Raw genomic sequence first — 22,109 nt, 5'->3', positions numbered from 1 at the left:
GGGCGCAGCGGTAGCCTCGGCCCGTGCGCAAGGTGCGGTGGGCGAGCGTGTGGACCGTGGTCGGGGCGTGCGTCGTCGCGCTCGCGATGCTGTGGGTCGTGCTGCGCGGCAAGGTCTGGGCGTGGATCCCGTTCTTCATCGCCGCCGGGGTCGCGGTGCGCGAGATCCGGTACCTGCAGCGGGCCCGCCGCCCCGCCGAGGCGGGCTTCGGCGAGCGCCGCCGCGGGGAGCCGGACGACGGTCGCGGGCGCCGCCGCCGCTGAGCCGGACGACCGACCGGACGACCGAAGAGTCACCCGCCCGAGGCATCGACGGGGGCCGAACCCCACGGTTACCGTCGAGTGGGAGGCGCCGTGGCCGACCGGCGCCCCGAGGCGGCCCGTGCGGTGCGCGGGCCCCGGGACGGAGGCGTCGCCATGTCGGACGTGACCCGGTCCACCGGGACGACCACCACCACGACCAACGCCACACCCACCGCCACACCCGACGCCACGCCCGCCGAGACGACGGCCGTGGAGGAATTCGCCGACCGGCTGTTCGGCGCGACGCTGGGCGCGATCGACACCCTGGCGGTGTACGTCGGGGACTCGCTCGGCTGGTACCGCGCGCTCGACGCGTCGGGACCCCAGACGTCCGCGGAGCTGGCCGCCGCGACCGGCACGTCCGAGCGTTACGCCCGCGAGTGGCTGGAGCAGCAGGCGGCCACGGGGATCCTCGTGGCCCACGAGGCCGCCGGGTCGTCCGACGGGACCCGGTCCGCGGACCGCACCTTCGAGCTCCCCGAGGCGCACGCCGAGGTGCTGGCCGACCCCGAGTCGCTGTCCTACCTCGCGCCGCTGGCGCGGTTCGTCGGCGCGGTGGGGCCTCAGCTCCCGCACCTGCTGCGGTCGTACCGCACCGGCGGCGGGGTGTCGTGGGACCAGCTCGGGGACGACGCCCGGCGCGCACAGGCCGACGTGAACCGCCCCTGGTTCGAGCACCGCCTCGCCTCCGCCCTGACGGCCGTCGAGCCGGTGCGCGAGGTGCTGAGCCGTCCCGGGGCCCGTGTCGTCGACGTGGGGTGCGGGTTCGGCTGGTCGACGCTCGCGCTCGCGCGCGCGTTCCCGACGGCGGAGCTGCACGGGGTGGACCTCGACCGGCCGTCCGTGGAGGCGGCCCGGGTCGCCGCGGCCCAGCGCGGGCTCGAGGAACGCGTCACCTTCCACCTGTCCGACGCCGCGGAGCTGCGCACCGCCGAGCCGTTCGACGCGGCGTTCGCCTTCGAGTGCCTGCACGACATGCCGCGACCGGTCGCCGTGCTGGAGGCGGTCCGGGAGTCGGTGCGGCCCGACGGCGTCGTCGTGGTGATGGACGAGGCGGTCGCCGAGGAGTTCCGGGCGCCGGCCGACGACGTCGACCGGATCATGTACGGCTACAGCCTGTTCGTGTGCCTGCCGGACAGCCTGTCGTCGTGGCCCTCCGCCGCGACGGGCACCGTCATGCGGCCCGCCACGCTCCGCCGGTACGCGCTCGAGGCGGGCTTCGCCGGCGTCGAGGTGCTGCCCGTCGACGACTTCGGCTTCTTCCGGTTCTACCGGCTGCTGCTGGACGGGCAGGACGGGCGGACGTCGTCGGGTGGGAACGGGTCCCCGGAGTAATCTCCCTGGCATGACCGCCGTCCGGACGCACACCCACGCCCAGGCCGTCGACGCCGCGATCGACCTCTTCTCCCGGCAGGGCTACGAGCAGACCACCGTCGAGGAGATCGCCGACGCCGCCCGCGTCAGCCGCGCGACGTTCTTCCGCCGCTTCCGTTCCAAGGAGGACGTGGTCTTCGCCGACCACGAGCTGCTCCTGGAGGAGGTCGTGGTCATGCTCGCGGAGACCCGCCCGGAGGCGAGGGCGAGCGAGGAGTCCGGCCGCGCGCCCGAGCGGGCGTGGGACCCGACCACCGACCCGTACCTCGAGGTCTGCCGGGCCGCCCGGCTCGTCTTCGACCACCACGTCGGCCAGCGCGAGACGTCGATCGCCCGGCACCAGCTGCTGCAGCAGGTGCCGGCGCTGCGCGACCGCGAGCTGGTCACGACGCACCGCTACGAGCGCGCCTTCACCGCCTACCTGCGCGACACGCTGCCGCCGGACCGGTCCACCACCACGATGTCGATCGCGTTCGCGGCGTCCGTCGTCGCGGTGCACAACGCGATCCTGCGCCGCTGGCTGCGCAACCCCCACCTCGACCTGCGTCCCGAGCTGGAGGAGGCGTTCGCCGACCTCCGACGCGCCGCCGGCGCCCCGTTCCCGCACGGCGACGGCGAGCCGGCGGCCGACGCGCCGGCGGTCGACGCCGCCCCCGACGCCGTCGACGGCCCGGGCGAGGCACGGACGGTCGCGACGGGCGGCGACGGGCGGCGCGTCGTGGTCACGGTGCTGGAGCCCGGGGCCGGGCCGGACGACGTCGCGCGCGCCGTCCGCGACGCGCTGGCCTGAGCCGCCCCGGGCACCTCTTGCCGGGACCGCCCCGCACCGCTACCTTCCAGACACCCGGCACCCGGGGCGACGAGACCCTGGGGGCACCGATGGCGGCACGAGCACCACGGCACGTCACCGCGGCGGCCGGCGCCCTCCTCGCCACCCTCCTGGCGACGGCCCTCGGCGGCTGCTCGGGAACCCCACGGGTGAGCACCCCGGGGGGCGACGACGACGGGATCCTCGCCGAGATCGGCGTCTCCGACGTCGCCGACGGCGAGGTCCACACGATCAAGGTCGCGGAGGTCTGCCTGCGGGACAGCAGCGCCGGCACGGTGACCGCCGTCGTCCCGGACCCCGGCTCCGGCCTGGAGGTGCGGCGGTTCACGGTCGGGCAGCCGGCCGACCCGTCGAACGGCGTGGGTGGTGCGGAGGGCACGCTGGACGAGAACGGCCTCGGCGCGATCGCGCACGACGTCCTGGCCGTCTGCGACGAGGACCCTCCCGACCAGGTCCACGTCGAGGTGACCCGCACCTCCCCCGCCGCGTACTCGGCACAGCTCACCCTCGATTTCGTGGCGGACGGACGGCGGGGCGAGCTCACGAACCACGTCTCCCTCACCATGTGCGCCCCGGACGCCACGGAGCCGCGCTGCGCGTTCGACGGCTGACGGTCCGCGGCCACCGCCACGGCCACGGCGGGGAATGCCGCTGTGGCATCCTGAGTTGTGCAGGACGCCGCCGGGACCTCCGGTGGTGGAAAGACACGCACGTACGTGCTCCGGGGTCGGTGAAATTCCGAGCCGGCGGTGACAGCCCGCGACCCGGCCTCCACCCGCAGACGCGGGGAGAGGCCGGCTGACCTGGTGTGATTCCAGGGCCGACGGTCAAAGTCCGGATGGGAGGAAGCACGTGCGGCACGCGCCCGACAGGGTGGGTGCCGCCGGGCGTCGTGTCGTCGACGACGGCCCCACGGGGCCCGACGCGGCGAGCGCCGACCCTCACCCCCGGACGCCGCACCTCGGACCGGGAGAGTGAACGATGGACGTGATCGACACGTTCTTCAACGCCACGCTGACCATCGGTGACCAGCACATGTCGTGGCGCGAGATCGTCGGCAACGGCTTCGGCCTCGCCTCCGCGCTCGGCGGCATGCGGCGCAAGGTGTGGGCGTGGCCCGTCGGCATCGTCGGCAACCTCGTCCTGTTCACCGTCTTCATGGGCTCGTGGTTCGGCGACTCGAGCCGCGCGGACATGCTCGGCCAGGCCGGCCGGCAGGTGATGTTCCTCATCGTCTCGATCTACGGCTGGGTGCAGTGGCGCCGGACCGAGCGCGCCGCCCTGGACGTGCGCGCCGACGGCAGGATCCCCGCCGACGGAGGTGCCGCGGTGCACCCGCACTGGGCCTCCTGGCGAGAACGCGTCGGGATCGTCGTCGTCATGGTGGGCGGCACCCTGCTGCTCACCCCGTTGTTCCGCGCCCTCGGCTCGTACGAGCCCGTGTGGTCGGACGCGTGGATCTTCATGGGCTCCCTCATCGCCACGTACGGCATGGCCAAGGGCTGGGTCGAGTTCTGGCTGGTGTGGGTCGCGGTCGACGTCGTGGGCGTACCCCTGCTCTGGTCGGCCGGGTACTACGCCACGGCGCTGATGTACGTGTTCTACGGCGTCTTCACCCTGACCGGGTTCTTCGTCTGGTGGCGCGTGCACCGGCGCGAGCAGGCCGAGACGGGGACGACGACGCCCGCCGTCGCACCCTGACGGCGCCGCCCGTCAGTCGTCGATGTCGAGCTCGGTGCCCGGCGCTGCGGCGCGGGCACCGAGACGCGCGTCGTCGAGGACGGTGGCCACCAGCTCCGCGGGCCCGCCCAGCGCCACCTCGGCGGTGTAGATCGGCAGCCCGAGGAACCACGCCCGGTGTTCGGGCCAGACGTGCGAGGGCAGCTCGACGAGGTCGAGGAGCGCGCTGACCGACCGGGGTACCCCCGTCCAGACGTGGTAACCCCGGTGGGGCAGCAGGAGCCGGTCGGCGGAGGGCCGCGCGACCAGCCGGGCGAGCAGGTCCGCCTCCGCCTCGCGCCTCGCTTCGGCGACCTCCTCGGCCGTGGGCTCCGGCCCGTCCGAGTCCCAGGCGAGCCCGACGGCGGTCCCCGACGACCCCACCCCGCCACCCCGGTCGTACAGGGACGGCCACCCCTCCCAGAGCGTGCCGTGCAGCGGTGCCCCGCCGGTCCACGGGTCGAGCAGGTCGAGCAGCACGTCGAGGCGTTCCCGGACCGCGTCCAGGTCGACGTCGCCCTCGTCGTCCCGGGGCAGGGGCACCACGGCATACGCCGCGTACGCCTGCGGTACGGCGTGGCCGAGGCTCTGACCGAACTCCCCGAGCAGCGGCGAGATCCACTCCCCCGCGCTCGGGTCGTCATCCCAGCGGGCGTCCGCGCGGGCGAGGTCGTCGGTCACTCCTGGACCATAGGCCGTCCGTCCGCCAGGATCGGCGGGTGATCATCGCCGAGGACCTGCTGCTGCTCGCGTACGACGGCGCGACCGGGCGCCCGACGCTCGAGCGGACCCAGCTCGACTACCGGCTCGCGGGGGCACTGCTCGTCGAGCTCGCCCTGATGGGCCGGGTCGACGTCACGTCGTCGGGGGGCGCGGACCTGGACGGTCGACGGGTGCCCGCCGGCCGGGTCGTCGCACGCGACGCGTCCCCGACGGGGCACCCCGCCCTCGACCACGCGCTGGCGCTCGTGCGGACCCTGCCACGCGCGCCGAAGAGCCTGATCGCACCGCTCGCCAAGGGGCTGCGCGAGCCGCTGCTGGCCGGCCTCGCGGCACGCGGGGTGCTGCGGCGCGAGGACGAGACGGTCCTCTGGATCTTCCCGACGACGTCGTGGCCCGCCGCCGACGCCTCCCACGAGACGCGGCTGCGCGCGACCTGCTGCGAGGTGCTGCTCGGCCTCCGCGACCCCGACGCCCGCACCGCGGCGCTCCTCGCGACGGCGAACGGCACGCCGCTCGTCCGCCGCCTCGTCGCGCCCGAGGACCGGCGGCGGGCGGAGGCACGCGCCAAGGAGCTCGCCGCGGGGAGCTGGGCGAGCACGGCTGTGAAGAAGGCCGTGGACGAGATGCAGACGGCCGTCATGGTGGCCGTCATGGTGCCCGCCGTGACGGCCACGTCCGGCTGATACGAGGTGCGGATCACCCTGGTGCGACACGCGGCGCCCGCGATCCGCGACGACACTCCCGCGAGCCTGTGGCCGCTCTCCCCGGCCGGCCGCGCGGCGGCGCGCGGGCTCCGACTACCGGACCGGACGACCGCCGTCGCGAGCGACGAGCTCAAGGCGGTCGAGACGCTGGCCCGGGCGCTCGGCGTCGCCGACGTCCCCACGGACCCGCGGTTCGCGGAGGTCTGGCGCCCTCCCGAGCAGGTGTGCCCGGGCTTCCGCGAGATCCGCCGTGCCTGGGTCGAGGGCATGCCCGACGACCGGCACACCGGGTGGGAGTCCGCGACGGATGCGGCCCGCCGGTTCGATGCTGCGGTGCGCACTCACGCCGCCGGCGGCGATCTGGTCGTCGCGACGCACGGCATGGTGCTCACGGCGTGGCTGGTCTCGATCGGCCGTGTCGCCCCGGGCCCGCCCGCGGGAGAGTTCTGGCTCCGTCTCGGCCTCCCCGACGTCGTCACGACCGACCTCGGGCCCTGACCGCTCAGAGGGTGTCGTTCATGGCGTCGACGAACCCTTCGGGGTCCAGCTCGCCGGTGAACACCTGGTGCAGGTGGTCGAGCAGCGCCGCCGCCTGGTCGGACGGGACGGCCTGGTCCCAGGAGAGCTGGAAGTGCGGGGCCGAGTCGACCATCTCGTACACCGCCCGCAGGTACTCCGCGCTGTCGCCATCCGTGAGCCGCTCGTCGATCCCCCGCACGGGAGGCACCGTGCGGACCGTGAGGAACGTGTCGACCGCCCGCTCGGAGTAGGTCTCCGCGTTGAGGAAGTCGATCGCCGCCTGCTGGTCGGCGGGCGACGCGGAGGCGGACACGGACCAGAAGTTCGCGGGGTTGCCGACGACGTTGTCCGGGTCGCCGACGCCGCCCTCCACGGTGGGGAACGCGCCGAAGCCGATGCCGCCCGCGGCGACGAGCTCGGGCATGGAGGTGACGAGGTCCGGATAGATCCACGCCCCCTGCAGCAGGAACGCCGCGCTCCCGGACACGAGCATCCCGACGTCGCCGCTCGAGTCCGCCGTGACCTCCGTGAAGTCGTCGCCGAACGCGCCCGCGTCGACGAGCGCGCGGATCTTGCGGAGCGCCTCGACGAGGGCGGGGTCGGACCAGGCGTCCGGCTCGCCCGCGACGACGCGCTGGAAGACCTCGGGCCCGCCGATCCGGTCGGTGAGGTACTGCAGGTACATCAGCTCGGGCCAGCGGCTCCCGCCCGCCAGCGCGACGGGCCGCACGCCCGCCTTCCGGAGCACGGGCACGGCGTCGAGCAGGTCGTCGAACGTCTCCGGCGGCTCGATCCCGGCCTGGGTCAGTACGTCCGCGTTGTGGTAGAGCAGCACCGGCTGGGTCTGGTTGGCGGGGACGGCGTAGGTGCGCCCGTCCACGGTGCCGTTCTTCGCGACGGAGGGCAGCGCCTTGTCGAGCGCGGGGTCCACCCGGCCGGTGAGGTCGAGGACGTCCCCGTCGGCCACGTAGCCCGCGAGGTCGCTCCCGGCCCAGCCGTAGACGAGCGTCGGCGCCGCGTCCGCATCGATGGCCGCGCGGATCTCGTCCTTGTAGACGTCGTTCTCGAGCCAGCCCACCTCGAACGGCCGGTCGGGGTGCTCGTCGTTCCAGCTCTCGAAGGACCGCTCCAGCACGATGTCGCTGCCGCCGGAGAGCGACCAGGCCGTGAGGCCCTGGACCGGCGGGCCGGAGGACGTGTCCGGCTCGGCCGCCGGCACCGTCGTCGAGCCGCACGCCGCCACCGCCGTCGACAGCGCCAGAACCCCCACCGTCAGGCAGACCTGCCTGAGCCGCATCGCAACCTCCACCTCGTCGTGGCATCGAAAACGATTTCCAGCGCCCGACTCTGACAGCGGCCCAGGAATGCGTCAAGCCCCCGTCTCTCCAGGTGAGAGACGGGGGCCTGCGGGACGACGACGCCGCGGGGTGTCAGGCGAAGGCCGAGACCCCCGTGATGTCGCGACCGACGATGAGCGCCTGCATCGACTCGGTGCCCTCGTAGGTGTGCAGGGCCTCGAGGTCGGCGAAGTGCCGCGCGACGCGGTTGCCGAGGAGGATGCCGTTGCCGCCGAGCATGTCGCGGGCGATCGACGCGACCTCGCGGGCCTGCCGCGTCGTCGTGTACTTCGCGAGCGACGCCTGCTCGCCCGTGAGCGTGCCGGCGTCGGCGAGGCGGGTGATCTGCGCGACGAGCAGCTGCATCTGCGTGACCAGGGACAGCATGCGCGTGAGCCGCTCCTGCACCATCTGGTTCTTGGCCAGCGGGCGGCCGAACTGGATGCGCTGGGTCGAGTACGCGGCGGCCGCCTCGTAGCAGGCGACGGCGTGCCCGACGGCGGACCAGGCGACGGCGAGGCGGGTGGCGAACAGGACGGCGGCGGTCGCCTTGAACGACGTCGCGCCGGGCAGCGCCGCGCTCGCGGGGACGAACACGTCGTCGAGCACGATGTGCGCCTGCCAGATGGCGCGCAGCGAGACCTTGCCCTCGATCGTCGTGGCGGTGTAGCCCGGGGCGTCCTGCGGGACGATGAAGCCGTGCACCTGGTTGTCGCCGTCGTCGCCGACGAGCCGGGCCCAGACGACGGTGATGTCGCCGCAGGAGCCGAACCCGATCCACTTCTTCTCGCCGTCGAGGACGTAGCCATCGACCCCGTCGCGGGTCACCTTGCGTGCCGTGGTCTCCAGCGAGACGGAGTCCGAGCCGTGGGTGGGCTCGGTGAGCGCGAACGCGCCGAGGATCTCCCCGCGCGCCATCGGCTCGGCGTACTGCTCGATCTGCTCGGGCGAGCCGTGCATGATGATCGACCGCAGCGCGAGGCCGCCCTGGACGCCGCAGATGGTGGCGACCGAGCCGTCGCCGCGCGACATCTCCATGCTGGCCAGGCCCTCGGCCATGAACGAGACCGACGGGCGGCCGGGGACGTCGACGCCGTCGCGCAGGAAGTCGTGCTCGGCGAGCTTCTTCACGAGCTCGAACGGCACCTCGGCGCGCTCCCAGTAGCCGTCGATGACGGGCAAGACGTCCGCCTGCACGAACTCGCGGACGGCGAGCTGATGGGCGCGCTCCTGCGGCGTCACGTCGGCGAAGGCGCCCACGTAGTCGAGGTCCAGCGGCTGCGAGACGTCGTAGTCGGGGGCGGTCACGCCGGGCATGACGGGGACATCACGGGACGAGCTGCGGGTCATCGACGACCTCTCTCTGCGCGGGGGTCCGGCGTTCCGGGCCCGGTGAGGAGTGTGGACCGGCGCCGTCCGAGGCTGGTGGTGGTCGGCGCCGGTCCTCCACCATCGTCACCCGCGACCGGGTCTCACGTCAAGCGATACTCCGTCTCACGCCCTGCGTCGAGGGAGGACGGGCCCCTCGAGGGAGCCCCGGGTCACACTGAGACCATGGCGACGACGAGCGCAGGCCTCCTGCTCTACCGCACCACGGGCGACAGTGGCCTCGAGGTCCTGCTCGGGCACATGGGCGGACCGTTCTGGGCGCGCAAGGACGAGGGCGCGTGGACGGTGCTCAAGGGCGAGCTCGAACCCGACGAGGAGCCGCACGCCGCCGCGCTGCGCGAGGCGGCGGAGGAGCTCGGGCTGCCGCTCCCCGCGCCGTCGTCCCCCGGCGTCAGCACCGACATCGACCTCGGCGAGGTCCGCCAGAGGTCTGGCAAGCGCGTCCTCGCGTGGGCGCGCGAGTGGCCCGCGCCGGGCCCGGACCTGGACCAGGTCCGCAGCAACACCGTCGAGATCGAGTGGCCGCTGCGGTCGGGGAAGCGGATCGAGGTGCCCGAGATCGACCGGGTGGCCTGGTGGGGGCCCGACGACGCGCGGCGGCTCCTCGTCAGCGCCCAGGCCGCGTTCGTCGACCGGCTGGAGGCCACGCTCGGCCGGTAGCGCGAGGGGGCGCGGGCCCGGAATTCCCTGGCCCGCGCACCGTGGTGGACGTAGCGTCGGGACCGGCTCGCACGGAGCCACGCCCTGCGCCGCCGGCCGACAGGGCGACACCAGGAAGGACCTGATGCCCGATGACGGTCTCGACGTCGGTGAGCGGAACCGCCCGCTCCCACCCGAGCAACCCTGTCGCAACCGTCCAAGGAGCATCACCATGTCCGACCTTCGAATCTTCTCCGTCCGGGAGTCTCGCCACCGGATCCACAACCCGCTGACCGAGGGGCAGCTCGCCGGCCTCGGGGTCGCCCTCGAGCTGCCCGCCGGGGCTCGCGTGCTCGACCTCGCCTGCGGGTCGGGCGAGCTGTTGAGCACCTGGGCCCGTGACCACCGGATCACCGGGCTCGGCGTGGACCTCAACCCGGACTTCGTCTGCGACGCGAGGGCGCGCGCCGCCGAGCTCGGCGTGGGCGACCTGGTCCGGTTCGTCGAGGCCGACGCGTCCGGCTACGTCGTCGACGAGCCCGTGGACGTCGCCGCGTGCGTCGGCGCGACGTGGATCGGCGGCGGAGTGCCCGGCACGATCGACCTGCTGCGACGGAGCCTCGCACCCGGGGGCCTGCTGCTGGTCGGCGAGCCGTACTGGCGCACGGTGCCCACCACACCGGAGGCCCTCGCCGCCTGCGGGGTGCGGTCGGCCGACGACTACCTCACGCTGCCGGACCTCCTGGCGTCGTTCGGCGCCCTGGGGTACGACGTCGTCGAGATGGTCTGCGCGACCGAGGAGTCCTGGGACCGCTACATGACGCCCCAGTGGCTGACCATGCGGCGCTGGGCCGACGCCCACCCGGACGACGAGCTGCACGACGAGGTCCGCCGCCTGCTGGCGACCGAGCCGCAGCAGTACGCCGCCGGGGCGCGCACGCACTTCGGCTGGGGCGTCTTCGCGCTGATCGCGCGGTAGCCGCCCGGGCGACGGGCGGGCCGCAGGGCCCGCCCGTCGCCGTCGGCGTCAGCCGGTGAACGTCAGCCAGAGCAGCGCGACGTTCAGCGCCACGATGACGGCGGCCACCGCCCACGCCGCGAGCTGGGTGGCGAGGCCGTTGCGGAAGCCGCCGAGCAGGCCGGCGTCGCGCGTGATCCGCACCAGCGGGACCATCGCGAACGGGATGCCGAAGCTCAGCACCACCTGGCTCACGACCAGCAGCCACGTGGGCGACACCCCCGTCGCGAGCAGCACGATCGCGGGCACCAGGGTGACCAGCCGCCGCGCGAGCAGCGAGACGCGCACGTGCAGCAGGCCCGACATGATCTCGGCGCCGGCGTAGGCACCCACCGACGTCGACGCCAGCCCGGACGCCAGCAGCCCCACGCCGAACAGCACGGCGACGGCGGGCCCGAGCGACGACTCGATCGCGGCGTGCGCGCCCTCGATCGAGTCGGTGCCGGTGCGGCCGGGCAGGTTGGCGGCCGCGAGCAGGAGCATCGCGATGTTCACGCTGCCCGCCAGCACCAGCGCGGCGACGACGTCCCACCGCGTGGCGGTCAGCAGGCGACGGATCACCGGCGGCGACGGCGGACCCGGCACGGCGACGTCGTCCTCCGCCACCACGTCGTCGCGCCCCTCGGCTCCCGCGGCCAGGGCGTGGCGACGCTCGACCCGGGCGTCGTGGCGCACGCGGTCGCGGGCGAGCGAGGAGTGCAGGTAGATCGCGTGCGGCATGACCGTGGCGCCGAGCATCGACGCGGCGAGCAGCACCGACTCCGGGCCGTCGAGGCGCGGCACGAGCCCGCCGAGCACCGCGCCCAGGTCCGGCGGCGAGAAGAACAGGCCGGCGCAGAACCCCACGGTGAGGACCCCGAGCATCGACGTCACGACCGTCTCGAAGACGCGCTGGCCGCGGCGCTGCTGCACGGCGAGCACCAGCATCGACACGACGCCGGTGATGATCCCACCGAGCACGAGCGGCACCCCGAACAGCAGGTGCAGGGCGATGGCGCCACCGATCACCTCGGCGACGTCGGTGGCCATCGCGACCACCTCCGCCTGCGCCCAGTAGGCGATCCGGCCACGCCGGGAGAGTCGCTCGCCCAGCACCTCGGGCAGCGACCGCCCGGTGACCACCCCGAGCTTGGCGGACAGGTACTGCACCAGCACGGCCATCACGTTGGCGACGACCAGCACCCACACCAGCAGGTACCCGAACCGCGCCCCCGCCGTGAGGTTGGCGGCGACGTTCCCCGGGTCGACGTAGGCGATGGCCGCGACGAACGCCGGCCCGAGCAGGGTCACCAGGCGCGCGTGACGCACCCCCTGGGCGGGTCGATCGAGGGTCGGTCGGCTCATGCGGTCCTCCGGGTGGGATCGAGAAATTTCGGCTATCCGAAACCTTAGACGTCCATACCCGCATCACGCATCCCCGTGGAGGCTCCGGGGCGGCGGTGAGCCTGGTCTGTCACCATGTCGGGCGTGCCATCCACGCAGACCTCCGCCGCGCGGAACGCCCCCGGTCCCCTCGGCGCCGTGCTGAGGTCCCGGTGGCTGCTGGCGCTCGGCTTCGTCGCCGTGCACGCCTGGGTGGTCGGGCAGGCCATCACCTGGGGCTACACGATCTACGGCGACGTCACGCTCTACGAGTGGTGGGCCCGCCACGGGCTGGACACCGGGCAGTGGCCGGTCCTCGACTACGACTGGGTGTACCCCGCGGGGGCGCTCGTCCCGGTCACGCTGCCCGCGCTCGTGACCGACGGCCTGCTGGGCTACGAGATCGTCTGGACGGCGATGGTCGTGGCCCTGAACGCCGTGGCCACGGTGGTGCTGGTGCGGTCCGCGCCGCGCGGCGTGCTCGGAGCCTGGTGGTGGCTCGCCTTCCTGCTCGCCCTCGGGCCGATCTTCCTGGGCCGGCTGGACGGTGTCGTCGCGCCGCTCATCCTGATCTCCCTCGCGGTCGCGGCACGCCGCCCCACGCTCGCGACCGCCGTCGCCACGGCGGGCGCGTGGATCAAGATCGCGCCGGGTGCCGTGGTCGTGGCGCTGGCCGCGACCCGCGCCCGCTGGCGCGACGTGCTGCGGCAGGTCGTGGTGCCGGGCGCGGCGGTCAGCCTCGTGGTGGTGGGGCTGGCCCTGGCGGGCGGCGCGGGGCAGCGCGCGTTCAGCGTGTTCGGCCAGCAGGAGGCGCGCACGCTGCAGGCGGAGTCGGTGTTCGCGACCTGGTTCAGCGTGGCGCGGCTGTGGGACCCGTCGGTGCGGATCGACTACAACGACGTGATCTTCACCTACGAGGTGCAGGGCGACACCGCCCGGCAGGTCGCGACCCTGCTCGACTGGCTGCTGCCGGTCGCGGTGCTGCTGATCGCCGCGCTCACGTGGTGGACGGCGCGCCGCCGTCCCGACCACGCCGGCGACGTCCTGCTGCTCAGCACGGCCGCCCTGCTCCTGTCGCTCATCGTGTTCAACAAGGTGGGCTCGCCGCAGTTCGTGGCGTGGATCGGGCCGCCGCTGGCCGCCGCGGTCGCCCTGGCCGGTCCCGGCACGCGGCGGCTGTGGGGGCCGCCCGCCGTCGGGGTGCTGCTGGCCGCGCTCGGCACGCAGATCGTCTACCCGGTGGCGTACGGCGAGTTCCTCGGCGGGCAGCCCGCGATGGTGGTCGTCGAGGGGCTGCGGAACCTGGCACTCGTGGTGCTGCTCGCCGGCGCGGTGTGGCGCATCGTGCAGCTCGGCCGCGACGGCGTGCGCACGGACACCGGCACACCCGCCTGAGCGGCCCGCGAGGCAGTCGTTCACCGACGGGTCGGCGCCCGTTCACCCCGAGCCCCCCGGGCCGCCATCGTCCTCCCTACGGTCACCCCGACGGCGCGCTCGGCGCGCGCCCCGGCCCCGGAGGACCCCTTGCGCACACCGCTCCCCCGCACCCTGTTCCCCCGCACCCCGCGACGCGCCGTCGTCGCCGGCTGCGCCACCGCCCTCGCCGTCACGCTGACCGTGCCCGTCGCGCTCACCGCGTCGGCCCACCGCGACGTGACGCCGGGCGCCGGCGTCGTCGCCGACCCGGTCGCGCTGTCGGCCGACGACGCCCGCGTCGCCCTCACGCCCCTCGGCTCGTACGCCACGGGCGTGTTCGACGAGTCCGCGGCGGAGATCGTCGCCTACCACGCCCGCTCGGAGCGGCTGTTCTCCGTGAACGCGCAGGCGGGCGAGGTGACCGTGCTCGACGTCGGGCGCCCGTCGTCGCCCCGCAGGCTCTTCGCGCTCGAGACGACGGGGGTGCGCGCCGCGGACGGCTCGACCGTGCCCGACGGCGCGGTCGCGAACTCGGTCGCCGTGCGCCCGGACGGGCTCGGCGTCGTCGCGGTGGAGTCGCCCGACAAGGTCTCCGACGGCTGGCTGGTGCTGTTCGACGCCGCCGGCGCCGGCGAGGCGATCGGCGCGTGGCGCGTGGGCGCCCTGCCCGACATGGTGACGATCACGCCCGACGGCCGCAGCGCCGTCGTCGCGAACGAGGGCGAGCCGGCGGACGACTTCGGCGTGGACCCCGAGGGCACCGTCTCCGTCGTCGCGCTCCCCGACCGCGTCTCGGGGCGGAAGGCCCCGGCCGTGCGCCAGGCCGCGGTCCGCACCGCGACGTTCCACGCCTTCGAGGGCGACCGGCTGCCCGACGGCGTCCGCGTCTTCGGGCCGGACGTCGCCGGCCCGGACGGGTCGCTGGAGCACCGTGTGTCGCGCAACCTCGAGCCCGAGTACGTGACGGTGTCGAAAGACTCCCGCACCGCGTACGTCGCGCTCCAGGAGGCGAACGCCGTCGCCGAGGTCGACCTGCGCAGCGCCCGCACCACCGACCTGTGGTCGCTCGGCAGCAAGGACCACTCCGTGCCCGGGCAGGGCATCGGCCCCTCGGACAAGGACGGCGGGGCCGCCGTCCGCGAGGTGCCCGTCCGGGGGCTGTACATGCCCGACGGGATCGCGTCGTACTCCTCCCGCGGCCAGACCTACCTCGTCACCGCGAACGAGGGCGACGCCCGCGAGTGGGGCGACTACGTCGAGCCCGCGCGGGTCAAGGACCTGGGCGACGACGGCCTCGCGCCCGTGTGCGAGGACTCCCCCGCCGCCGGCCTGCTCGGCGACGCGGACCTCGGCCGGCTGAACGTCACGACGGCGTCCGGCCTGCGCGCCGACGGCTCCTGCTACGAGGAGCTGTACGCCTTCGGCGGCCGGTCGTTCTCGATCTGGAGCACCGACGGCGAGCTCGTCTTCGACTCCGGCGACGAGCTCGAGCGGGTCACCGCCGACGCGCTCGGCGACGCGTTCAACACCAACCACACCGAGACGAAGGGCGACGGCCGCAGCGACGACAAGGGCCCCGAGCCGGAGAACCTCACCATCGGCGAGGTGTCGGGTCGCACGTACGCCTTCGTCGGCCTGGAGCGTGCGGGCGGCGTCGTGGTCTACGACATCACGCGGCCCGAGCGGGCCGCGTTCGTCACCTACGTCTCGAACCGCGACTACGGGGTGTCCGTCGAGGACGCGATCGACGACGGTGCCACCCCCGCCGACGCGCTGGCCGGCGCCGGCGACCTGGGCCCCGAGGGCCTGGCGTTCATTCCCGCGTCGGACTCCCCCACCCACCGGCCGCTGCTCGCCGTCGCGAACGAGGTCTCCGGCACGACGACGCTCTTCCAGGTGGACCGGCTGGTCGGTCGCCGCTGAGGTGCACCGCTGACGGGCACCGTCGAGGAGACCCGCGGGACGGGGTCGGGGCGCGCGGGTAGCGTGACGCCCATGACCCTGTCCCGCTACCTCGACGAGTGCGCGATCCGCGCCGCGGCCGTGCTCGGCCACGACGTCGAGGCGAGCATCAGCCTGCGCGAGCACGGCATCTCGCTGCGCGCCGGAAGCAGCACGCCCGGCGCGGGCCGCTGCGACCAGGCCGAGGCGCGCGCCGACACCGGGCCCTGCATCGACGCGATGCGGCGGGGCACGGTGCTGACCACGAGGCTCGCCGACATGGTGCCCGGCTGGGAGGCCTGGCAGGCGGCCGCGGAGGCCGAGGGGTTCGTGCAGGCGCTCGCCGTCCCGGCCGAGGTGGGCCCCGGCGCGCGCGTGGCGATCAACGTGTACAGCCGCACGCCCGGGGACTGGCCCGCCGGCCTGGTCGACGCCGCCGTGGGGCACGCCGCGCTCGCGGCGGACGCCGTGCGTCTCCAGCTCCAGTTCGCCGACCTCGGGGACGCCGTCGCCGGCCTGTACCGCACCATGACCGACCGGGCGACGGTCGAGCAGGCGGTGGGCGCGATCATGGCGTCGAACGACTGCCCCGAGGACGAGGCCCGCGCCGTGCTGCACACGGCGGCGGACCGCCGGGGGCTCACCGAGCGGGAGGTCGCCGAGGCGATCGTGCGGACCCTCGTCCTGGGCGGCGAGGGCGACGTCATCGGCGACCTCGACCGCTGAGCCGGCGTCGCGCTCCGTGTGCATCGCCTATCGGTGCCACACTGGCCGGGAGGCGACAGGACGGAGCGATCGGTGAACACCTCCGAGCTGCTGGGCCTGCTCGCGCGGACCCTGGCCGGACTCGACCCTGACGCGACGGTCGCGGCGCGGATGTGCCGGGCGTGCACCACGATCCTCGGCGCGCAGGGTGGCAGCCTCACGCTCGCCACCCTGGCGGGCGAGCCGGTTGCCGTGACCAGCACGGACGCCGTCGCGGCGCGGGTCGAAGGCATCCAGGAGGTGCTCGGCGAGGGTCCTGGGCGGCAGGCGTTCGAGCACGACACGATCGTCTCCGCGCCCCTCGGCCTCGGGGACGACGACCCGTTCCCCGTGTTCTCGCAGCTCGCCGGCGAGGCCGCCGGCGACGGCAGGTGGTTCGGCATCCCCATGCACGTCGGCGGCCAGCCGGTCGGGGTGCTGGGCCTCGTGGTCGGCCCGGGGCGGGTGCTGGCGCGGGACGTCGAGGACGCGCAGTTCCTCGCGGACGCCATCGGCACCGCCGTGCTCGGGGAGATCGACCAGGTCGGCTGGTCCGCACGGGCGCGCGTGGACCAGGCCACGGGCATGGTGTCCGCGCAGCTGCGGCTCCAGCCGCACGACGCCCTCGCCGTCCTGCGCGCGCACGCGTTCGGGCGGGGCAGCGCGCTCGAGGACGTCGCCGAGGACGTGGTGGCGCGGCGGCTCAGCTTCGCGGACGAGACCGGGCCCGTCGAGACGCGCCGGACCGAGGACTGATCGCGCCCGCGGTCAGCCGCGGCGCAGCACGCGGTCGAGCGTCGCGCGGCGGTCGACGTCGCGGCGGTGCGCGACGTCGACGACGGCGCTCGCCAGGTCCCGCACGGCCACGTTGTGGTCGTTCGACGCCGACCTCATCAGCTCGAAGGCGGCGTCGATCTCGACGTCGTAGACGACGGCGAGCACGCCCTTCGCCTGCTCGATGACGCCGCGGGTCGTCGCCGCCGCCCGGATGTCGGCGGAGGCCCGCGCGCCGGCCCGCTTCGCGACGTCCGAGGTCAGGTCGAGGAAGTAGCCCGCCGCCTCGTCGCGGTGCTGGTCGTCCTCCGCGCTGGCCACGACGGCGACCGTGAGCTCGCGGCGTCGTGCCGTCACGATGCGGTGCACGCTCGAGAACGCCCCCGTCGCGGGTGCCGTCCTGAGGGCGGCGCGGACGTCGTCGCGGTCGTCCGGGTGGGTGTGGGCGAGGACGAGGTCCGTGGTGGGCACCACCTCGTGCGGCTCAAAGCCGTGCAGGCGGAAGACGCCGTCCGACCAGGTCCAGCTGTCGGACGACAGGTCGAGACGGAAGGAGCCCACCAGGCGTGGGGCACGGAGGCCCGAGGGCTCACCGGTCACGGTGGTGTCTGTGGGCACAGTCGCCTCCGACACTGCTCAGAGCGGACCGGCCACTGCTTGACCGGCGGCACGACAATAGCAAGCGCACCACCTGTCGCTCACGGCGTGCCGGCGTCGTGCTCCCGCCCGTAGCGGCGGAACCAGTCGCGGGCGAACCGGCCCGAGGCGAGGCCGTAGTCGAGGGTGGCGCGCTGGAAGGCGAACATCTCGCCGAGCTCGTCGGGGACCTCCTGCACGGCGAGCCGCTGTTCGAGCGCCTCCAGCCGCGCGACGTCCTGCTCGACCCGTGCCGTGAGCCGCGGCAGCACGGCGGCGCGCTCGTCCGGCTCGAGCAGACCGAGGAAGAACAGGCGCGGCAGGACGGCGGCCTCCGCGTCGGGACCCGTCACCGGGCCGGTCAGCCAGGCACGGAAGTCCGCGCGTCCGGCGTCGGTGACGCGGTACGTCTTGCGGCCGCGCGCGCCGGGCGTGACGTCGGCGACCTCGATGAGCCCGCCGGTCAGCAGCGTCTCCAGCGCGCGCCGGATGCTGCCCGAGCTGGCGCTGTAGAACAACGAGACCGACGCCTCGAAGTGCTTGACGAGGTCGTACAGGCTGGCCGGCCGCAGCAGGAGCAGCCCGAGGATCACGTGCGCCATGGTCCGACCCTAGACCGTTGACCCTCATAGACCTGTCTAGTAGACATGTCTATGAGACAGGTAGGGGATGTCGGAGGAGGAGCCATGAGCACGTCACGCGAGGTCGACCGCCTGAGGTCGGCGCTGGACAGGATCGCCCGACGGCGCCCGTCGATGCCGCCGCCTCAGGTGCTCGTCGTCGCGCCGGGCCTGGAGCTCGAGTCCGGCGGGTCGCGGCCGTTCCACGCGGCCAGCGTCGGCAAGGTCATGACCGCCACGCTCGTCGCGACGCTCGTCGAGCAGGGGCGCCTCGGGTTCGACACCCCCGTGGGGAAGGTGCTCCCGGGGAGCGACCTCGACGGCCTCCCCGCGGCCCCCGGCGTCGACCTCGGCACCGACGTCACCGTCGAGCACCTGCTCACGCACACCAGCGGGCTGCCCGACCTCTTCGAGCCGTCGGGCCTCCGCGAGACGCCGTACTCGATCGAGGTCACGGCCGGGCGGCCCGACCGGCGGTGGACGCCCGCGACGCTGCTCGACGAGGTCCGCGGCCACCCCGCCGTCGGGCGTCCGGGCGAGCGGTTCTGCTACGGCGACCCGGGCTTCGTCCTGCTGGGCAGGGTCGTGGAGGAGGTCACCGGGGGCCGGTTCAACGACGTCCTGCACGAACGAGTGCTCGCCCCCGCGGGGATGGAGCGCAGCTCCACCCCGTACACCGACGCCGGCACGCCCCACGACCTCGCCGCCCTCGACGTCGCGCCGTTCTGGATCGGCGACCACGAGCTCAGCCGCGCCCTCAGCATGAGCCTCGACTGGGCCGGCGGCGGCATCGTCGCCCCGCCGTCCGACCTCGTGGCCTTCCAGCGCGCCCTGCACGGTGGCCGCCTCGTCTCCCCCGCGACGCTCGCCTGGATGAGCCGGCCCCGGCACCGGCTGCGGCGCGGCATCCACTACGGGGCCGGCACCGTCACGATCCGGTTCGGTGAGTTCACCCCGCCCTTCCTGCGCGGGCTGCCCGAGCCCGTCGGCGGGCTGGGGCACTTCGCCACCCACCTGTTTTTCTACCCGCGCCAGGACGCCCACGTGGTGCTGAACTTCCACGCCTACCGGCGCATGAACCAGTCGTTCATGACGCACGCCCGCATCGCGCGGCTGCTCGCCAAGCGGTGAGGGCGGTCAGCCGCGCCGCACCTGTACCCGCACCACGACGCGCGGCACCTGGAGCACGACCAGCGCCACGAGCGCCCCGCCGCTGACGGCGTACAGGACCGGCGGGACGGCGGAGTGGTCACCGCCGGTGATCATGAAGGTGTCGGCGAGGTTCATGCCCATGCCGAAGCTGCCCCAGAAGTACGCCGGCGCGCCCAGCGCAAGTACGGCGAGCTGCCACGCCACCGCGGTGTCGGGGGCCACCCGCCGCCGGAGCGCGACGGCGCACCCCGCGACCGACAGCCCGACCCCGAGCGCGGCCCACGCCACCAGGAACGGGACGTTGCCCACCACCGTCCAGCCCGCCGCCGCCAGGGCCCCGGAGATCTCCGCCTGGGTCATGCCGGGCATCGCCGCCAGCGGCTCCAGCACCAGGATCGTCAGCACCATCACCGTCGCGTAGCACGCCACGAGCGCCGGGCCGAGCGGGAGCCACCACATGCCCCATCGTGTCCAGGCGGCGTCGTACGACCGCGGTGCGGGGACAAGGAAAGACGACGGTCGTGGGTGCATCTGGACTCCGGTGTCTCGGGCGGGCTCCCCGGATCGTACGGCGGCCCGGCGCGACGACGCCCTGCCGCCGCGATCCCTCCTCGACATCCCCACCGACGGTCGAGGACCGCTACGTTCGTGCCATGTCGAGGACCAGCCGACGTCGGAGCGTGCTCGCCACCTGCCTCGTCGCAGTGACAGCAGTGCTCGCCGGGTGCGGCGGCCTCGCCGACGCGCTCCGCCCCACTGCCTACTGCTCCCCCGAGGACCCGGTCGTGAACCCGACGAGCGTCGCTCCCGGCGACGAGCTGACGGTCGTGGTCAGCGGTGTCGGCCACCATGCCGAGTGCTCGTCCACGTTGCCGGGCGGTGCCCGGTACGGCATCTCGATCGGCTCGCGGGTGGATGGGACGGGCAATGACGACCTCGGCAGCCGCTACTACTCCGCCAGCGTCGCGGTTCTCGATCCCGACGACGCTGGCGCCGCCGAGGCCACCGTCCGAGTGCCGGACGACATGCCCATCGGCGAGGCGCGGATCTCCGTCGACCTCCAGGGCGCCAAGACGCTCTGCGAGATCGACCCGAGCGCGTCCTGCGCACCGGACCCGTTCGCCGTCGTGGGGATCGTCGACTGAAGGCCCCTTCCCTCGCCGACCCCGGGCCGGCGATGAGTTCGCGCTGTCGTAGCGGTCCGCCATCCATGACCAGAGTGGTGGGCGACATCTCGATCTCGTTGGACGGGTTCGTCACCGGGCCGAACCCGGGGCCCGAGAACGGCCTCGGCGACGGCGGCGAGGCGCTGCACACGTGGGCGTTCAGCGACGACCCGGTGGACCGGGAGCAGCTGCGCTCCGCCACGGCGAGCAGCGGCGCCGTCGTGCTGGGGCGGAACCTGTTCGACGTCGTCGACGGGCCGCAGGGCTGGAACGACGAGGTGGGCTACGGAGCCCGCGAGGTCGGCCGGCCTCCGTTCTTCGTCGTCACGAGCAACCCGCCCGTACGCACGCGGCTCGCGTTCTGGACGTTCGTCACCACCGGCCTGCGCGACGCCGTCACGCAGGCCCGTGAGGCGGCGGAAGCCGGCGACGGAGACCGGGACGTCGTCCTCATGGGCGGCGGCGCGACCGTCGGTTCCGCGCTGGACGCCGGCCTGCTCGACGTCCTGAGCCTGCACCTCTCCCCCGTCGTCCTCGGCGACGGGACGCCGCTCTTCGTGGGCGGCCACCGCCACGCCCTGGTGCAGCGCAGCGCGACGCCGTCGACGACGGCGGTGCACGTGGTCTACGACGTCGTCCGCTGAGCGTCGCTCAGCACGAGGCCGTCGAGCGCGCGACGCAGCGCGTCCGTGTCCGGTCCGGGCACGAAGGCGGGGATGCGCAGGAAGTCCTCGAGGTCAGCGCGGGAGAAGTCGGCGAGCAGGTCCGCCCGGCCGTCGCGGATGGACTCGAACACCGTGGGGCCGTGCACGAAGACGGGGTCGGTGAGCCGGAGCTCGCCGTCCGCGGTCTGCAGGATGTTGCCGGGCCGGATGTCCGCGCCGCCCCACAGCCGGTAGCGGCGGGCGCCGGCGGCGAGCAGGTCCTCGATCCGCCGGCGCAGGTCGACGACGTCGGGGTGGTCGGCGAGCTCGGCGCTCGCGCCGGCGGGCGGCGTCGGGTCGGACGCGCTCGTGATGCCGAGGGACGCGACGAGGTCCCGGGCGCGGCCCTCGTCCGCCGGGTGGAGCCGCTCCATGACGACGACGTAGCCGCGGTGGCGGAGCGGGACGACGTCGTCCACCCGCACCAGGAACGGGTTCGGCGGTCCGGCGAGGCAGGCGTCGGCGAACATCCGGAACGCCGGGTCGAACGGCGTGACGCGCGCGGCGAGCGTGCCGTCCGGGGACGCGAGCACCCACGCCCAGTCGCCGGTCCCGATCTCCCGCCAGCCGGCGGCCTCGAGGGCGGCGCGGGCGTCGTCGGCGGTGGCGTCGGGGGCGAACGTCGGGAGCACGCCTCAGCATCGCCGGTGCCCGGCCGCTCCGTCAGGTTCTTTCTGCCTGGGGCACCGTCAGCGGGGCGTGAGCACCTCGAGCAGCAGCACGACGACGGTGGCGACCGCCCCGAGCGAGACCACCAGCAGCGGCGACCGCCGTCCGCGCACCAGCCCGCGGACCTCCGCGACGACGACCCACACGAACAGCACCGCGGACAGCAGCCGGAAGAGCGCCGGCAGCACCTCCGGCGACTCGACGACGTTCTGCACGTGGCGCCACCACGTGGTCACGAACAGCCCCGCGAGGCCCGCCTGGATGAGCGCGACGCCGACCACCGCTGCTGCGCGGAGCGGACTCGGTCCCTGCTCGTCCGGGTATCCGTCGTGGTGCGTGGTCATGCGGTGCTGGTCTCCTGCTGAGGGGGGC

At 74.3% G+C, this 22,109-nt stretch carries 25 protein-coding genes and 1 riboswitch; of the genes, 16 read left to right on the top strand and 9 right to left on the bottom strand.

Annotation, left to right across the window (positions count from 1 at the left end; genetic code table 11):
• The first annotated feature begins 23 nt into the window (after positions 1–23).
• The 5 genes from ACFVS0_RS10885 (at position 24) to pnuC (ending at position 4,206) form a co-directional block, all read left to right on the top strand.
• Entirely contained in the window at positions 24–263 is a 240-nt protein-coding gene (locus ACFVS0_RS10885; RefSeq protein ID WP_430587967.1) for a hypothetical protein, read from the top strand.
• A 153-nt stretch (positions 264–416) separates the two neighbouring features.
• Positions 417–1,637 (top strand): class I SAM-dependent methyltransferase, encoded by a 1,221-nt coding sequence (locus ACFVS0_RS10880; RefSeq protein WP_430587966.1) that lies wholly within the window; start codon positions 417–419, stop codon positions 1,635–1,637.
• A 10-nt stretch (positions 1,638–1,647) separates the two neighbouring features.
• Positions 1,648–2,466 (top strand): TetR family transcriptional regulator, encoded by an 819-nt coding sequence (locus tag ACFVS0_RS10875; RefSeq protein WP_430585164.1) that lies wholly within the window; start codon positions 1,648–1,650, stop codon positions 2,464–2,466.
• Positions 2,467–2,555: 89 nt separating this feature from the next.
• Positions 2,556–3,116, top strand: coding sequence for a hypothetical protein (locus ACFVS0_RS10870; RefSeq protein ID WP_430587965.1), 561 nt, complete (start codon positions 2,556–2,558; stop codon positions 3,114–3,116).
• Positions 3,117–3,217: 101 nt separating this feature from the next.
• Positions 3,218–3,361, top strand: a riboswitch (FMN riboswitch).
• A gap of 125 nt (positions 3,362–3,486) precedes the next feature.
• Complete coding sequence (gene pnuC, locus ACFVS0_RS10865; RefSeq protein ID WP_430564523.1) at positions 3,487–4,206, top strand: nicotinamide riboside transporter PnuC; 720 nt, start codon at positions 3,487–3,489, stop codon at positions 4,204–4,206.
• Between the two features lie 12 nt (positions 4,207–4,218).
• Here the strand turns inward: pnuC and ACFVS0_RS10860 are convergent, their stop codons facing one another.
• Positions 4,219–4,905 (bottom strand): hypothetical protein, encoded by a 687-nt coding sequence (locus ACFVS0_RS10860; RefSeq protein ID WP_430587964.1) that lies wholly within the window; start codon positions 4,903–4,905, stop codon positions 4,219–4,221.
• Between the two features lie 38 nt (positions 4,906–4,943).
• On the opposite strand from ACFVS0_RS10860, the gene ACFVS0_RS10855 reads away from it, so the two are divergent.
• Both ACFVS0_RS10855 and ACFVS0_RS10850 read left to right on the top strand, forming a co-directional pair.
• Positions 4,944–5,630, top strand: coding sequence for a GPP34 family phosphoprotein (locus ACFVS0_RS10855; RefSeq protein ID WP_430587963.1), 687 nt, complete (start codon positions 4,944–4,946; stop codon positions 5,628–5,630).
• A 6-nt stretch (positions 5,631–5,636) separates the two neighbouring features.
• Entirely contained in the window at positions 5,637–6,149 is a 513-nt protein-coding gene (locus ACFVS0_RS10850; protein ID WP_430587962.1) for a histidine phosphatase family protein, read from the top strand.
• Between the two features lie 4 nt (positions 6,150–6,153).
• Here ACFVS0_RS10850 and ACFVS0_RS10845 read toward each other — a convergent pair whose 3' ends face one another.
• A complete protein-coding gene (locus tag ACFVS0_RS10845) occupies positions 6,154–7,467 on the bottom strand; it encodes an extracellular solute-binding protein (RefSeq protein WP_430564521.1) in 1,314 nt (437 codons plus the stop codon).
• Between the two features lie 133 nt (positions 7,468–7,600).
• The gene (locus ACFVS0_RS10840; protein ID WP_430587961.1) at positions 7,601–8,857 is read right to left on the bottom strand and encodes an acyl-CoA dehydrogenase family protein; all 1,257 of its coding nucleotides are present in this window, start codon (positions 8,855–8,857) and stop codon (positions 7,601–7,603) included.
• Between the two features lie 204 nt (positions 8,858–9,061).
• On the opposite strand from ACFVS0_RS10840, the gene ACFVS0_RS10835 reads away from it, so the two are divergent.
• Positions 9,062–9,556, top strand: a complete 495-nt coding sequence (locus tag ACFVS0_RS10835) for an NUDIX domain-containing protein (protein WP_430587960.1) — start codon at positions 9,062–9,064, stop codon at positions 9,554–9,556.
• Positions 9,557–9,767: 211 nt separating this feature from the next.
• Positions 9,768–10,514 (top strand): SAM-dependent methyltransferase, encoded by a 747-nt coding sequence (locus tag ACFVS0_RS10830; RefSeq protein WP_430587959.1) that lies wholly within the window; start codon positions 9,768–9,770, stop codon positions 10,512–10,514.
• 48 nt (positions 10,515–10,562) lie between these two features.
• Here ACFVS0_RS10830 and ACFVS0_RS10825 read toward each other — a convergent pair whose 3' ends face one another.
• Complete coding sequence (locus tag ACFVS0_RS10825; protein ID WP_430587958.1) at positions 10,563–11,897, bottom strand: Nramp family divalent metal transporter; 1,335 nt, start codon at positions 11,895–11,897, stop codon at positions 10,563–10,565.
• Between the two features lie 114 nt (positions 11,898–12,011).
• On the opposite strand from ACFVS0_RS10825, the gene ACFVS0_RS10820 reads away from it, so the two are divergent.
• The 4 genes from ACFVS0_RS10820 (at position 12,012) to ACFVS0_RS10805 (ending at position 16,772) form a co-directional block, all read left to right on the top strand.
• Positions 12,012–13,310: a glycosyltransferase 87 family protein gene (locus tag ACFVS0_RS10820; RefSeq protein WP_430587957.1), complete on the top strand. Its 1,299-nt coding sequence runs from the start codon at positions 12,012–12,014 to the stop codon at positions 13,308–13,310.
• A gap of 129 nt (positions 13,311–13,439) precedes the next feature.
• The gene (locus ACFVS0_RS10815) at positions 13,440–15,254 is read left to right on the top strand and encodes a choice-of-anchor I family protein (protein WP_430587956.1); all 1,815 of its coding nucleotides are present in this window, start codon (positions 13,440–13,442) and stop codon (positions 15,252–15,254) included.
• 72 nt (positions 15,255–15,326) lie between these two features.
• Positions 15,327–15,998 carry an ANTAR domain-containing protein gene (locus tag ACFVS0_RS10810; protein ID WP_430587955.1) on the top strand — a complete coding sequence of 224 codons (672 nt, stop codon included), beginning with the start codon at positions 15,327–15,329 and terminating at the stop codon, positions 15,996–15,998.
• A 72-nt stretch (positions 15,999–16,070) separates the two neighbouring features.
• On the top strand, positions 16,071–16,772 hold the full coding sequence (locus tag ACFVS0_RS10805; protein WP_430551360.1) for an ANTAR domain-containing protein: 702 nt from the start codon (positions 16,071–16,073) through the stop codon (positions 16,770–16,772).
• A 12-nt stretch (positions 16,773–16,784) separates the two neighbouring features.
• On the opposite strand, the gene ACFVS0_RS10800 is transcribed toward ACFVS0_RS10805, so the two are convergent.
• Together ACFVS0_RS10800 and ACFVS0_RS10795 are read right to left on the bottom strand one after the other, a co-directional pair.
• Positions 16,785–17,390: a PAS and ANTAR domain-containing protein gene (locus ACFVS0_RS10800; RefSeq protein ID WP_430587954.1), complete on the bottom strand. Its 606-nt coding sequence runs from the start codon at positions 17,388–17,390 to the stop codon at positions 16,785–16,787.
• Between the two features lie 98 nt (positions 17,391–17,488).
• Positions 17,489–18,028 (bottom strand): PadR family transcriptional regulator, encoded by a 540-nt coding sequence (locus ACFVS0_RS10795; RefSeq protein WP_430587953.1) that lies wholly within the window; start codon positions 18,026–18,028, stop codon positions 17,489–17,491.
• A gap of 84 nt (positions 18,029–18,112) precedes the next feature.
• Here ACFVS0_RS10795 and ACFVS0_RS10790 point away from each other — a divergent pair, with 84 nt between their 5' ends.
• On the top strand, positions 18,113–19,177 hold the full coding sequence (locus ACFVS0_RS10790) for a serine hydrolase domain-containing protein (protein ID WP_430587952.1): 1,065 nt from the start codon (positions 18,113–18,115) through the stop codon (positions 19,175–19,177).
• Between the two features lie 6 nt (positions 19,178–19,183).
• On the opposite strand, the gene ACFVS0_RS10785 is transcribed toward ACFVS0_RS10790, so the two are convergent.
• Positions 19,184–19,657 (bottom strand): hypothetical protein, encoded by a 474-nt coding sequence (locus ACFVS0_RS10785; RefSeq protein ID WP_430587951.1) that lies wholly within the window; start codon positions 19,655–19,657, stop codon positions 19,184–19,186.
• 194 nt (positions 19,658–19,851) lie between these two features.
• Here ACFVS0_RS10785 and ACFVS0_RS10780 point away from each other — a divergent pair, with 194 nt between their 5' ends.
• Both ACFVS0_RS10780 and ACFVS0_RS10775 read left to right on the top strand, forming a co-directional pair.
• Positions 19,852–20,343: a hypothetical protein gene (locus ACFVS0_RS10780; protein WP_430587950.1), complete on the top strand. Its 492-nt coding sequence runs from the start codon at positions 19,852–19,854 to the stop codon at positions 20,341–20,343.
• A gap of 65 nt (positions 20,344–20,408) precedes the next feature.
• Positions 20,409–21,008, top strand: coding sequence for a dihydrofolate reductase family protein (locus ACFVS0_RS10775; RefSeq protein ID WP_430587949.1), 600 nt, complete (start codon positions 20,409–20,411; stop codon positions 21,006–21,008).
• On the opposite strand, the gene ACFVS0_RS10770 is transcribed toward ACFVS0_RS10775, so the two are convergent.
• Together ACFVS0_RS10770 and ACFVS0_RS10765 are read right to left on the bottom strand one after the other, a co-directional pair.
• Complete coding sequence (locus tag ACFVS0_RS10770) at positions 20,990–21,700, bottom strand: hypothetical protein (RefSeq protein ID WP_430587948.1); 711 nt, start codon at positions 21,698–21,700, stop codon at positions 20,990–20,992. The two genes, ACFVS0_RS10775 and ACFVS0_RS10770, sit on opposite strands and share 19 nt — an antisense overlap.
• A gap of 57 nt (positions 21,701–21,757) precedes the next feature.
• Entirely contained in the window at positions 21,758–22,081 is a 324-nt protein-coding gene (locus ACFVS0_RS10765; protein ID WP_430587947.1) for a hypothetical protein, read from the bottom strand.
• Positions 22,082–22,109: the final 28 nt, after the last annotated feature.

Origin of the sequence: Isoptericola sp. NPDC058082, from assembly GCF_042885055.1 — a bacterium.
Classification (GTDB): Bacteria; Actinomycetota; Actinomycetes; order Actinomycetales; family Cellulomonadaceae; genus Isoptericola.
The sequence above is the reverse complement of the archived record's forward strand: the minus strand, read 5'-3'. Positions and strand labels throughout refer to the sequence as shown.